The following is a 14,003-nucleotide window of genomic DNA, read 5'->3' on the forward strand; positions in this document are numbered from 1 at the left end:
AGCGGAAGGTAATTATGCAATTGTCTTATTTAGCATAAGTCTTTGCTTCCTTTTTCATTTTTTCTATGAATTCTTTTGCAGTTGACTTACCAATCATGACATTAACCATCTCTGGAACTACTATTGCTTCTGCAAAATCTCCACTCAAATTAGCACCCCAGTTAATATTTTTATCTGCTTCACTAACAATAGCTTGAGCATCAGCTATTGATTCAGGCCATTTAGTTCCGACAGTACAAGCTGTTAAACCAGCATCTGAAAAAGCTTGTTGTGTTTCTGTGTCAACAAAATATTTTAATAATTCAAATGTCGCTTCTTTATTATCAGTCTTAGCATTAGCTAAAAATGCTTGACCACCAAATGTTAGATCTGTTATTTTCCCCTTTCCATTAGGTACAGTAGGGAATGTGAATTGTCCCCAATTAAAATCTGGACCTGTTGTTGCTGATACTTCTGCTGGTAACCATGTTCCGTTGAAATACATTGTAGCTTCATCAAGGGCAACTTGTTGCTGTCCTGCTGGATATTTGTTAGTTTCAACCTCTGATGCAAAATATCCTTTGTTATAGAAATCTTCAAATGCTTCAATAGCTTGAACGACTAGAGGATCATCCCAGCTTTCACCAGTATTATCTGATACTAATTTTGCTACTTCATCATTTGTTATTGCTCTATCAAGGTAATAAGAGAACATCATAGAATAATATGCATCATCAACTGTTATTGGTTTATATCCTGCTTCTTTTAGGCTCGCACATACTGCATCTAGATCTTCCCAAGTCTTAGGTGCGCTTTTAATACCTGCTTTTTCGAAATGGTCTTTGTTATAGAACCAAGTTACAGCGTATGGTGCATAAGGAACTGAGAAATGTCCACTTAATTCTACACCATCAGCTAAAGATTTATCCCATTTTACTAATGATGGTAAAATAGTTTCTGCTAATGTTTTAGATGGGTCACTAACAGATGGTGATGCATATAATTCATCTAGATTCAACAAACTTTCCCCTAGAGATGTATACATACCAACTGGATCAGAATCAAATATATCTAATTTTTGACCACCTTCAATAGCTGGTATAACTAAATCTCTTACACCTCTACCTTGCCATTGAACATCTACTATAACATTAGGATTAGCTTTTTCAAATCTTTCTATAGCACCCTTTAATATTTCTGCTTGTGGCTCATTTTCACTCCACATTGACCAATAAACAACTTCACCGCTTAGATCACTTTCTTTTTCCTGTGCTTCTTTTTCATCTGAACCATTATCCTCAGTTTCTTCAACTTTTTTGTCATCTGTTTGACTGCTTTCTTTTGTCTTATCATTACCACAGCCAACAAATGTACCCATTACAAGCAATGTTGTTAATAACAAAGCTATTATTTTCTTGATATTCATAACTATCGCTCTCCCTTTTTTTGTATTTAGCCAGTTGTTACTCCATCATTTCATTTTCTCTGACTGATTATATTATAATATTTTGGAAGTTTGTTTTGTATTAACTATAGTTAGATATTTATTGTATATTCCTTAAGCTAATTTGTATACAAATTAGCTTTCTATTGTATTTTTTTTAGTATTTTTGAATAATAAAAAGCCACCCTAAGGTGGCATAATCAATAATATGATTAGTTTTCTTCTCTATAATTACCTGGAGTCTTTCCAGTGAATTTTTTAAAGATCTTAGCAAAATAGAAGTAATCATTATACCCTATTTTATCTGCAATCTCATTAATGGTATACTCTGTTTCTTTTAATAGCTCACATGCGTCAGACATTCTAAGACTTGTCAAATATTGAGTAAAAGTTTTTTTTATCTCTTTCCGGAACATCTGACTTAAATAACTTGGATTGATTACGAATTTCTTGGACACACTCTGAATTGATATATCATTACAATAATTTTTGTTAACATATTGTAGTACATCTCTAAAAGTCTTGTTTTTTATTTTTTCTGGTTTATATATGGGTTTTAGTTTCAACTGGCAATTAATCAACTCTTTAAGATATATGACCATATCATCAGCTGATGTGAATATTCCTGTTAATTGTTCATAGTTATAAACATATTTCTCATAATAGTCTCCATCAATCCTATAAAATAAAGACATTATCGCATTATACATGCGAAATATAAGTTTTATATTATAATCACCTTTTTTTATTAATATAGAAATATTATCTAGAATCTTATTAATAGTATTTATATCTTTTTTACCAACACTATTTTCTAGTTTTCTAACTAGATTATCTATATCTTCATTAATAACATTTTGAGCATTATACAAACCTTTTTTACCAGTAATGAAAAATTGATATGCTGCCATGGTGGCATTTTCTATGTATACATTCATATTGTTATCTATAGATATCATTGAACTCATTCCAACTGATTCAATATCTTCTGACACATCTAGGGTATCACATATGATTTGGTTTTTATCAGAAGAAATAATATATACGTATTTGTTGGTCCCTAATCTAAAATCAATATGATTGACATTAGTTGAAAATTGCAGCTCCTTTTTTCCAATGGAGACTAATATTATTACTTTATCATCATTGGTTGAATCTAATACTTTGTTATCTTTTAATAACTTGATTAGTTTTTCTCTATTATCTTCTGATGTTGTATCCAACAATGCATAGTCATTTGTGTTAGTAGTTATTCTCAGTTTTTCTAGTTTTGATGTAACTTTTTTCAATATATTTATTATTTCATCATCATCAAAGGGTTTTAGACAATATCCCATAGCACCATATAACATTGCCTTCTGAGCATAAGCAAATTCTGCATAACCGCTTACTACAACGAATTGAGTTCTGACTGATATACGTTTCCCCTTTTTAATTAATTCAAGACCATTCATTTCCGGCATTCTTATATCAGTGAATACAAGGTCAGGTTTATGCTTATTAATAAATTCTAAAGCATCCTTCCCTGAAGTTGATTCACCAATAACACTAAAACCATATTCCTTCCAATCAATACTAGCTTTTAAACTTTTAATTACTAGCCTTTCATCATCAACAATTAATATTCTGTACACTATTTCACCTTCCCTGGTAATTTATAAGTTACCTTTGTCCCTTTTTTATATTTACTATCTATAGTCAAACCATAATTATTGCCATATCTTAACCTTATTCGGTTATTAACATTACTAAGTCCAATACTTCTTGTATTTTCCCATAATATAGAACTCTCATCATTATCTAACTGTTCTCTGATAGCAGCTAAAGATGAATCATTCATACCAATTCCATTATCTTCCACTACAATGATTAGATTATCCCTTGAATCTATTTTTGCATCTATTGTCAATTTCCCTTTATCCGTTAAAGGCTCCAATCCATAATAAATGGAATTTTCGACTATAGGCTGCAATATCATCTTTGGAACATTGCATAGTAATGCTTTATCACTAATATCATATGTAACACTGAATCTATTCTCGAAACGTATGAGTTGTATATATATGTACGATTTCACAACTTTCACTTCGTCCTCTAGTAAAACAGTATCTGATCCTTTAGCACTATACTTGAAAACTTTCCCTAATGCTTTTGTCATATTAATTATCTGTGGTATTTCATTATCTGCTGCAATACCTTTAATGGACTCTAAAGTGTTATATAGGAAATGGGGATTGATCTGACTTCTGAGATATGCTAATTCTGCCTGTTTAGTTTCCAATTCTGCTTCGTATAATCTAGAACTTGTATTCAATAATCTATGAGTCAGACTATTTATTTCCTCCATCATGGAATTGAATTCATGGGAAACTGATACCATTTCACCATAACCACCTAATTCTATCTTAGATTTAAGTCCTTTCATGTTACCTGAATTAATCTTAGCTGTAAATATTTTAAATTTCCTGAGAGGTCTGATTATATTACGTATGGTAATGGAAAAAGGTATCGCCAGTATTAGAAACGCAATAATCATAATTATTATTTGTCTATTCTTAATCACTGAGATGTCATATAAAAGTTGATCTTTCGGTATTCTACTTACTATTTTACCATGAATATAAGGTAAATTTGCCATACCTACTATATATCTTTCATCATCAACTTCATCAAGAAAAGCTTCTTCATCTTCAATATCCAACTGTTCAACATTTTCATCTATCCTATTATCATTACTCAAAAATATTCTTCCATTACGATCAATTAGATATAGATTAGTATTAGTCTGCTTGGATAATATTTTTTCCATATTACCAACAATACTATTTACATCTAAAAATAAATATATCGTACCTATGTTTTCATTATATCGTCTATTGGGATCTATAGAAAAAACATTTGTAGCTACCACAAAACACTTTTTATAATCCTTATTATCATTATATTCCTCCATACCACTATAATAAATGGAAACTCTATCTTTCAATATGTAATCTCTATAGGCAGAGATATTAGAACCTTCTTTTTTATAATATATACTTCCATCAGAATTCTTGATAGCTATGTCAATTATACCTTCTTTTAAGTTCATCATATTATTTACATATTTGTCAACTTCTTTGAATATCTCATATTTATCATCTAATTTTTCCTCTAACAGATAATCTTGTACTATCTTATTGAATGCAATATTCTTGACTATATGATTGACCAGATCACAATTATTATCCACTTTATTCTCAATCTGGTATATCAACTCTTTTGCATATTCATCATTTTTTTCTGTAATAACATTATTTATCTGCGTATACACTGATAAGATGATAAAAAGTATAATCGCTATTGTAGTAATTGCAATAATGAATAATTGAATTTTTATTGAAACCTTCTCTAGAAATTTCATTATTTATCCATCCTAACTTTTATCTTAAAAATATAAATAAAGGATATCATAAAATGACAGCATATGAAAAGTGTTTATTTCTTTAGTCAATATAGTATTATAAGTTTTTTTAGTAGATTATACTTATACAATATTTGACTAAGTACATTTTTTGTGATATATTCACAATATAATTATTCTTTTTTTGTTAAAAATATTATTCTTTTTTCAATTTAAATTTATTCTGGGGGTCTTATGCTGATGCATTTTTTCAAACAATCAATTGCTGTCGTTATAACATTTATGCTTATTTCTGCAATACTAACAGGTTGTACAAAAAGTAAAGAAACAGAAATAGAAAAAGATGTAATACAAAAAATTCCTAATCCATATGAAGAAAAATTAGAGATTTCACTTTCGTTCTGGGATATTGAAAATTTTTTTAGAAAAGATAGTGACGACGCTCTTTTAAAAGAAGTGGAAGAAAAATTTAATGTAACTTTTAAAGCCATACCAACTACATGGTCTGATTGGAGCGAAAAGTATATCACATATGCTGCATCTGGCGAATTACCTGATGTATTCGCTCATGATATAATCGGTAATTCCATCTATCACAACTGGATTAAGGAAGGACTTATAAGGGCTATACCAAAAGACCTAAGTAAATATCCTAATGTAAAAAAAATATTTGATTTGGCAGACGTAAAGAAAACAAGATATATTGACGGCAATTATTATATGATTCCAAGGCAGACATATAAGTCAATCAATAAATGGGCTCTTGATAGAGTAATCATGGTTAGAAAAGATTGGATGGAAAATCTAGGTATTGATGACCCACAGAATTTTGACGATTTCAAAGCAATGCTAAAAGCATTCGTTGAAAATGACCCAGATAATAATGGTAAAGATGATACTATAGGTATGGTAATTAATAATATGAATTTTGCTGCGCTTCTTTTTCTAGGTAGCTACCCAGAATTATGCAATATTCCAAGATGTTGGGTTAACGAAAACTCAAAGTGGATGCCTGCCTATGCTAATAAAAAAGCCATAGGTGCTATTGGACAATTAAAAGAACTCTATAGCGAAGGATTGCTTTATAAAAATTTTGCTATTGCTAATTCACAAGATGCTAAAAATAAGTTTGCTGAAGGTAAAGCAGGTGTATTCTTACATAATAATTCCTATTCTTATGTTCCCAATATCTGGAATAGATACAATCCTGATCTAAAATTTATTGATGCAGTGAAATACTTACATATGTGGCCTTCTCCAGATGGTAATATATATAAATATACAGAAGCTACATGGTGGTCAGAAAGCTATTTCAGTTCTAAATGTAGTGATAAAAAAATGGAAAGAATATTGGCTATTTATGATTGGATGCTGTCTGACGAAGGTGCATTGACTTGCAGATTAGGCATAAAAGGAAAGGATTGGGATGAAAAAGATGGACAAATTATTATAACTCGTCCTAAAAATTATGATGGTAGTTATATTAGTATGTTTGAATATTACCCATCTTCTGAAGTTCTTTCTAACATGGCAGCATGGCAACAAGATAGAATGTATACTAAAAATGAAATTATTAATTCTATATGCGGAGAAGATATTGTAGATATGTCAATCAAAGAGATGACATGGCATAATAATAACGCAAAAATCGTTAACTATAATTATGATATTGTTTTTATGTCTACTCCCGCTAAGGATAGATTATCTAGGGTTAATATTAATGATGAATTAATTAAGGTTATCTTAAGTGAAAAAAGTGTTGAGGAAGCTTATGCTGATATGATTGAAAGATTAAATGAAAATGGACTGCAAGAAGCTATAGAAGAAGTTACAGCTAAAGCAGCCCAATTGGGTTATTAGATTAATTATGTATTTTTTATTCTATTACTGAATGTCATTAATGTTATATTTATTATTCCATTGCTGAATAAAGGCATCAGTTTGTTTCCTGTACATCTTATCAAGTTCGTCTGAATAACCAACAATACATTTGTAACTATCTTGTGAAAAATGCTCAATGAGATCATCAATGTTTTTATTATTAATTGAAGTAATCTGATATTTAGTTTTATTCGCGAACACAAAAGTTATATTAGTTCTTTTTATTATTCTATAATACCTAGTTACACCCTTATATACCCACATTAACTCATCTTTAGGTAATACAAAAAACGTACAAGGACTATTAGCTATAATATAGTTTTGAGTTACAGTTATAGCTCCTTTTCTTAATACAGTAGTAGCTTTCATCTCTGAATCGACTTTTTCACAAAACATATCAAAATCACTACCATGCTCTTTTTTCAGTTTTCTCAAACTTCTAGAATTCTTACACAATATATATATACATACACATATCATTAAAAATGCAAAAAACATTATTATCAACTTTGATGTAAGTGCATCTAAAGGTGTTTCGCATGATAAGAAATAATCATACATGATTTCATGTAGTTCTTCTGGAGTTGCTACATCTTCACATAATTCTTCTAGTGTTCCACGTAAGTTACTATTTATTTTTCCAAATGTACCTTTAAGTATATATGAATCATTTGTATCTCTAACAAACTCGTAATATTCATCCTCTTTTAGAGAAATAACAAGCATTTTTTTATTAATACCATATCCAATATAATAAGTTTCCGAAATCTTGGAACCATTACGTTCAGTTGCAACACTACCTAAATCATAATACTCACTTATTTCCAAATGTACATAATCGTTATTGACCATTGCATTATTCAATTCTTCAAAATTATTAATTATAGTTGGGTCATTTGTGTTATTGTCATACGATGTTATACATCTATCAAATAATATAACTTCACTAATCAATAATATTGCTAAAATTAAAATACCTATGCGTTTTCTTTTCTTGTAAATTTTAATAAACTGTGGCGTTTCCATTTGTATTTCCTCCTAATTATGTGTAATTAACACTCCATAGGATATTAGCATATATGATATTATTTTGTCAATTAGGCTAAGTAATCATATTAATATATTTATAAAGTCCTATATATTATATTATTTTACTACAATAAAAAAACTTATATCGAATATAAGTTAAACATCAAGAGATATGACTGTCCGAAGAGCTATAGTATAAATTATAGCTTGAACAGTCATTAATATATCAAATAGTATTAAGCTCGTTAATTATGATTACTGAGCATCTTTATATTTGTTTCGCCATTGCTGAATAAAAGCATTAGTATGTTTCTTGTACATCTTATTAAGTTCATTTGAATAACCAACAATACATTTAGAACCATATCTTGAAAAATATTCAATAATCTCATTTATATCTTTATCACTAATCGTACCAAATTCATATTTACTCTTATCGGCAAACACAAAAGTTATATTAGAACTTTTAAAAACTCTATTATATCTAGTTACTTCCTTATATACCCACATTAAATCACTTTTAGGATACACAAAAAATTCATGTGAACAATTAGATATAATATAGTTTTCAGTTATGATTATAGGATCTTTTTCTAATATATTTTTATTTTTAATCTCTATATCAACTTTTTCCAAGAACATATCAAAATCAGTATTATGTTGCTTTCTTAGTTTTTGGAAATTTCTAGATTTCTTATATATCACATATATACGTATTATAATTATAAAAAATATGAAAGACATTATTATAAACTTTGATGTAAGTGTATCTGTCGGTATCTCACAAGATAACAATTTATCATACATCATATTATTTAGCTCTTCTGGAGTTACTATATCTTTAAGTAATTCTTCTAACGTACCATGTAATTCATTACCAATCTTTCCAAATCTCCCCTTAAGCAAATATGTTGGACTAGTATTTTCAGCCAGCTCATAATAGTCATCATTTTTTATTGACACAACGAGTATTTTATCATTAATATTAATCCCAATATAAAAAGTTTCTGAGAAAGTAACATTTTTACGCTTTGTTTGTACACTTCCTAAATCAATATAGTCACTTATTTCCAAATGTGCATATTCATTATTGGCTATAGCTTTATTAAAATCTTCAAAGTCATTAATTATTGCAGGATTATTTGTGCTTTTGTCATAAGAAATCAAACACATAATAGCTAATATAACTTCTACAATTAACAATATTGCCAAACCCCAAATACTATTACGTCTATTTTTATTATATCTTTCAATAAATTGTAATGTTTCCATGTATATTTTCTCCTAATTTTGTGTAAATAACACTCCATAGGATATTAGCATAATTAATACTATTTTGTCAATTAAGCTCACTAATTATATTAATATATCTATAAATCTTATACATTATATTAATCTTGCCACAATAAAAAAACTTATATTACGCTTGTCCACTTTTCTGTATATAGCAATCCATTAACTTATATATCCACTCATCTAATTCAGTGAATCTGTGTCCTGAATCTTTAGCATACTTTGTATCAAGATCGAATGACTCCACACCATTATATGGTCCTTCTGCACCTTCCAACGAATATATTGCTTTTTTATTGGTTTTCCTTTCTACATAATCTATTATCTCATGTAAAGTTATAGTACCTACATTATTACCATTTATAGGGCCAGTAAAATCCCTCTCTGCTATCCATGCAATAAATTGTCCTGCTTCTGAAGATTTTACAAATGGTATCTGTTCATCTAATCCATTAATATTCATAGGAATGCCATTAACGATGCTATTAACATAAAAATATAATCTTTCTGTATAATCATCTTGTCCAATCACATAAGGGAATCTAACTGCTACAGCTTGTACATGAGGATAAGCTCTAAATAATGCACATTCAGCTTGTCTCTTTATTTCTGGATAAATATAATCATTACGAGAACACCACTTGAGTCCATATGTATATGGGTCATATTCACTTTCTGTTATACCCATATGCAAATTGTCATAAACTGAAGCTGAAGATGTCATTACGTACCTATTACATTCAATATTATCCAATAGATATTTCACATCATTAGAGCAATATGCAAGATTATCACATACGACATCATAATGTTTGCTTCCAAATGCTTTTGCCATGCTATCTGAACTTGTACGTTCTATTATGATTCTATCTACTTTCTCACCGAAGTTATCTTTTGTAAGTCCTCTTGTAGCTATTGTTACATCATGTCCATTCTTTATCAACGCATTCACCATATGCACACCAAAAAAACGTGTACCACCTAGTACTAAAATCTTCATTATAACCTCCTGACTATCATATAGAATAAACGAAAATTAATTCATCTGCTATATAACATCTTGTGTAATTTTATATTCTAAATTATATCATTTATATTTATTGAATCCAAATACTAGTTATTAGACTATCTTCCTCTAACTCTTGTGTATTTATATAAAAAGAAATAACCTCAGTATCAGACAACCTGTAATTATAATCTCCATACATATAAGCATCTTCATCAGATTCATATTTTTCTCCAAAATATTCAAATACCTCTTTAGCTCTATCCCCTACTTTGAAACCGCACTCCAATTGGAACTGAGGTGAGTTAGTTCTAATTGTTGAAACTCTGAAATCATTATCAACAAAAGTATCTAATGTTTTATTTCCAAAAGGTCTGTTCATAGCATCTGTTTCCACATAATTATCATCAGGGAAAGAATATATACATATGTTTTCACTGATTACTGTATAATCACGATCGAGAGTTCCAATAAGTTTTTCTATTCTGTCTCCAGTTCTAAATCCTCCTAATGACTCTACAGTAGATATTGCATTGTCACTATCTTCAACTTTGACAAAATCTTCAATAGGTGCAAATCCAACCTTTGCATCACCATAATTATTTACTAAAACCATTCCCCACGTTATATCATCCACTAATACGGAATAAATGCAATTTACTAATATATCTTTGGTTTCCAGATTTAATGCAGGAGCATCTAGACTTGGGTATATTCTTAATGGTACTTTGCCAGTATATTTTCTTATACCACTTTCTTCGCTATATTTAATCACTCTATAATCCGGAAGACTCTCCTTAAATTCTTTGTTATTTCCTTTCAACACGTTGTATGCACTTTCGAAGTTTTTTGCTTCTCTTTCAAGCTCTTCATTTTCTTTCTCAAGTTCATGGATACGTTTTTCATAAGAGGTAAATTTCTTTAGTAATCCTATATCTGTCTCAATATCCCAAGGTTCGACTTTTCCTGGTTCATTATAATTAATGTAATTCCATCTATCCCCTGTATTAATAACAAGCTCCCCTACTACACCAATACTTGCTATACCATTAATACTTCCTATATTACCTTTAATATTATAATTATCCCTATCAATAGTAATCTCTTTTTTCTCTTTTGGTTCAAGATGAAATACTGCTTCTGAATTGGTCTTATCCAAAAATATAAATATGGATTCATTTTTAGGAACATTCTTCTCAGTAAAAGGTATTCTTATTTTCAAATCTACTGCTTCTTCATTATTATTAATTAGAGTAAATTGTGCTCTGAATGACTTAATATTGTACTTAATTCCTGAACAGGTCAACTCATTCATTTTATCTTCTGCAATTGTTATACGACCATCAAGATTATCTGATTCCGTCTCTTCAAAAGTTTCTATTTCCGCCGAAGTGACTTCGCCTTCATCATTAATATCTCTTTCCTTAGCTGTAGTATTGCAACTGGTAATCAAACAAATAGTTAATAAAACCATAATTATCAATTTAGACTTATTACTCATAAAATACTTTCCTCCTCATTCATTTACTATATTCTACCATTTATTTATTAAATTACTATTACGACATATTAGTCGTTTATTAAAATTCTGTATTATTTTAGTCAAAAAATACTAACTCACATGAATTTATATAGATAAACATGCTTTATTACTAATTTAATTTCTTACTCTCACTTGATATACCAAAATATAATTTTGCTGTAACAAAGTTATAGAAAACACAATTATTGTTTGTATAAGTAAAGAAACTTCAAAAATCAGCAAAATATTAATAGAATCCAAATGACTATTGAGCTACAATTTTAATCATAGGCTTACAATAATAAGGAAGGGTGTTATTAATGAATAAAGTAATAGGTATAGACACAGGGGGAACATTTACTGATTCAGTTATATATGATTATGATAGCGAACAGATCCTTGCTTCAAGTAAAACCCCTACAACAGTAGAAAATCTAAAAGAATGTATTAATAACGTATTAGATAAATTGCCCCAAGAACATATGAAAGATGTTAGTACAGTATCTCTATCAACAACTCTTGTAACAAATGCCTGTGTAGAAGGAAAAGGTGCAAAAGGCAAATTAATCTTAATAGGCTCTAAGTCAGAAGAAATAGAAAAATACGGCAAAGATTATGGATTTCCATCAACAGATGAAATATTATTCGTAGAAGGTGAAGTTGATACTCAAGGTAAAATAATATCTACACCTGATTGGGAACAATTCAATATTGATATAGAGAGTTCAAAGAATAGTGTTGATGGTTATGCGATAGTTCAAGTTTTTGGCGTCATAAACCCTGTATTCGAGTTGAAAGCTAAAAAAATAATAGAAGAGGTAACTAATAAGCCCGTAATCTGTGGACATGAACTTTCTTCTAAACTCAATTATATGAGAAGAGCTGTAAGCTGTTTACTTAATTGCAGAATCGTTCCGTTGTTCAACAATTTTCTTGATGCAATAAAAGATAATCTATTAAAAAGAAATATGGATGTTAAAATCATTATTGTACGTAGTGATGGTTCTATTATGACTGAAGAATATGCAAGACAAAAACCTGTGGATACCTTGCTTTCCGGACCAGCTGCCAGTGTTTGTGGTGCTCTCAGATTAAGCGGTCTAGATAAAGGCATTGTGCTAGATATGGGAGGAACTACAAGCGATCTTGCTATAGTTGAAAACAATCAGGTAAAAATGGAGGAAGCAGGAGCTAATATAAGTGGTTACAAAACTTCTACTCCATCTATTGATATGTCCACAATAGGTTTAGGAGGCGACAGCGAAATCATTCTAGACAAAAATGATAATATCCTTGTTGGTCCTAGACGAGTAGTTCCTATATGTACTCTAGCCAGTAAATATCCTATAATAAAAAACTATCTAAAGGAACTAATTAAAAAAGGCGAAAGTCATTCACGACCTTTAGGTATATTCTATAACTTAATCAAAAGCAAAGATAAAATTGGTTATTATGATTCATTGACTGACCAAGAAAAAGCAATTATAGAAGCTCTCAATAACGGTCCTATGGATATTACATCATTATGTAAAATCTGTAAAATATCAATATATAATCTTAAGATAGAAGGATTAATTGATAATAGCATCATTATGAAAAGCTCTTTGACACCAACTGATATTATGCATGTCAAAGGTGATTTCTACCATTGGGATGTAGAAGCTTCAACTCTTGCTACAAAACAATTTTCATTGCAATATGAAATAGATGAACAAGAACTTTATAAAAGAATCTATGATACAGTATGTTCCAATCTGTATTTAATGATAGCAGATAAACTTATGGATTATGACAACATAATGCAATTACCTATACGCTCCAGTAATAAACATGAATATGAAAAGAAAATATCATTACAAACAGAAGCCAAGTTATTAAAACATGCCTTCACCAGTCAAGGTAAATATTGCAACATTGATATAAAGACCAATTTACCTATTATTGGTATAGGTGCTCCTGCCAAAATATTCTTACCGAAAGTTGCAGAAAAGCTAGGAACTAAATGTTATGTCCCTGATTATGCTCATGTTGCCAATGCTATGGGAGCTGCATCTGGTGAAATATCAGTAAGTATTGATATTATAATTAACCCTGTATATGAAAACAATACATTCCTATACTATAACGTTATTACTCCAAAAGGGATTAATCACTATAAAGAATATGATGATGCCTACAAGGCTGCATATGAAAAAACATCCCTATACACGAAAGAAATTGCAATAGAAAGAGGAGCTATAGAGCCTTGCGTTACAATAACAGAAACTGAAAAAAGAGCTAAAATATCCAATAATAATGATAACAAAATACAGAAAAACTTTCTTATATCTGTTATCCTTACTGGTAAAGCAAATTGTAATCTAGCTGACACTAAAGCATTATAATATAATCTTATATTTAATTAAATCTGATTGATATACATAGAAATCATTATTCTCTAGCCAAA

9 protein-coding genes are annotated in these 14,003 nt (G+C 29.5%); 2 read left to right on the forward strand and 7 right to left on the reverse strand.

Annotation, left to right across the window (positions count from 1 at the left end; genetic code table 11):
- Nucleotides 1-25: 25 nt before the first annotated feature.
- The 3 genes from QMG30_RS16240 to QMG30_RS16250 all read right to left on the reverse strand — a co-directional run bounded on the left by QMG30_RS16240 (nucleotide 26) and on the right by QMG30_RS16250 (nucleotide 4,826).
- Nucleotides 26-1,405 carry an ABC transporter substrate-binding protein gene (locus tag QMG30_RS16240; RefSeq protein WP_281817200.1) on the reverse strand — a complete coding sequence of 460 codons (1,380 nt, stop codon included), beginning with the start codon at nucleotides 1,403-1,405 and terminating at the stop codon, nucleotides 26-28.
- 230 nt (nucleotides 1,406-1,635) lie between these two features.
- Nucleotides 1,636-3,057: a response regulator transcription factor gene (locus QMG30_RS16245; RefSeq protein WP_281817201.1), complete on the reverse strand. Its 1,422-nt coding sequence runs from the start codon at nucleotides 3,055-3,057 to the stop codon at nucleotides 1,636-1,638.
- Nucleotides 3,057-4,826 (reverse strand): sensor histidine kinase, encoded by a 1,770-nt coding sequence (locus QMG30_RS16250; protein ID WP_281817202.1) that lies wholly within the window; start codon nucleotides 4,824-4,826, stop codon nucleotides 3,057-3,059. Before QMG30_RS16250 ends, QMG30_RS16245 begins: the two co-directional genes overlap by 1 nt.
- Before the next feature lie 240 nt (nucleotides 4,827-5,066).
- On the opposite strand from QMG30_RS16250, the gene QMG30_RS16255 reads away from it, so the two are divergent.
- Nucleotides 5,067-6,686, forward strand: coding sequence for an extracellular solute-binding protein (locus tag QMG30_RS16255; protein ID WP_281817204.1), 1,620 nt, complete (start codon nucleotides 5,067-5,069; stop codon nucleotides 6,684-6,686).
- 24 nt (nucleotides 6,687-6,710) lie between these two features.
- On the opposite strand, the gene QMG30_RS16260 is transcribed toward QMG30_RS16255, so the two are convergent.
- The 4 genes from QMG30_RS16260 to QMG30_RS16275 all read right to left on the reverse strand — a co-directional run bounded on the left by QMG30_RS16260 (nucleotide 6,711) and on the right by QMG30_RS16275 (nucleotide 11,536).
- A complete protein-coding gene (locus QMG30_RS16260; protein ID WP_281817206.1) occupies nucleotides 6,711-7,733 on the reverse strand; it encodes a DUF6709 family protein in 1,023 nt (340 codons plus the stop codon).
- Between the two features lie 258 nt (nucleotides 7,734-7,991).
- Nucleotides 7,992-9,008: a DUF6709 family protein gene (locus QMG30_RS16265; protein WP_281817208.1), complete on the reverse strand. Its 1,017-nt coding sequence runs from the start codon at nucleotides 9,006-9,008 to the stop codon at nucleotides 7,992-7,994.
- A gap of 148 nt (nucleotides 9,009-9,156) precedes the next feature.
- Nucleotides 9,157-10,029 carry an NAD-dependent epimerase/dehydratase family protein gene (locus tag QMG30_RS16270; RefSeq protein WP_281817210.1) on the reverse strand — a complete coding sequence of 291 codons (873 nt, stop codon included), beginning with the start codon at nucleotides 10,027-10,029 and terminating at the stop codon, nucleotides 9,157-9,159.
- Nucleotides 10,030-10,126: 97 nt separating this feature from the next.
- Nucleotides 10,127-11,536, reverse strand: coding sequence for a hypothetical protein (locus QMG30_RS16275; RefSeq protein WP_281817212.1), 1,410 nt, complete (start codon nucleotides 11,534-11,536; stop codon nucleotides 10,127-10,129).
- 341 nt (nucleotides 11,537-11,877) lie between these two features.
- Between QMG30_RS16275 and QMG30_RS16280 the strand changes: the two genes are divergently transcribed.
- A complete protein-coding gene (locus tag QMG30_RS16280) occupies nucleotides 11,878-13,941 on the forward strand; it encodes a hydantoinase/oxoprolinase family protein (protein ID WP_281817213.1) in 2,064 nt (687 codons plus the stop codon).
- Nucleotides 13,942-14,003: the final 62 nt, after the last annotated feature.

The sequence above is a fragment of the Vallitalea longa genome (genome assembly GCF_027923465.1).
GTDB classification, from domain to species: domain Bacteria; phylum Bacillota; class Clostridia; order Lachnospirales; family Vallitaleaceae; genus Vallitalea; species Vallitalea longa.

Coding starts and splice junctions, on each gene's coding strand:
- QMG30_RS16280 (WP_281817213.1), top strand. CDS start 11,878: ATGAATAAAGTAATAGGTATAGACACAGGGGGAACATTTACTGATTCA.
- QMG30_RS16240 (WP_281817200.1), bottom strand. CDS start 1,405: ATGAATATCAAGAAAATAATAGCTTTGTTATTAACAACATTGCTTGTA.
- QMG30_RS16265 (WP_281817208.1), bottom strand. CDS start 9,008: ATGGAAACATTACAATTTATTGAAAGATATAATAAAAATAGACGTAAT.
- QMG30_RS16250 (WP_281817202.1), bottom strand. CDS start 4,826: ATGAAATTTCTAGAGAAGGTTTCAATAAAAATTCAATTATTCATTATT.
- QMG30_RS16260 (WP_281817206.1), bottom strand. CDS start 7,733: ATGGAAACGCCACAGTTTATTAAAATTTACAAGAAAAGAAAACGCATA.
- QMG30_RS16255 (WP_281817204.1), top strand. CDS start 5,067: ATGCATTTTTTCAAACAATCAATTGCTGTCGTTATAACATTTATGCTT.
- QMG30_RS16270 (WP_281817210.1), bottom strand. CDS start 10,029: ATGAAGATTTTAGTACTAGGTGGTACACGTTTTTTTGGTGTGCATATG.
- QMG30_RS16275 (WP_281817212.1), bottom strand. CDS start 11,536: ATGAGTAATAAGTCTAAATTGATAATTATGGTTTTATTAACTATTTGT.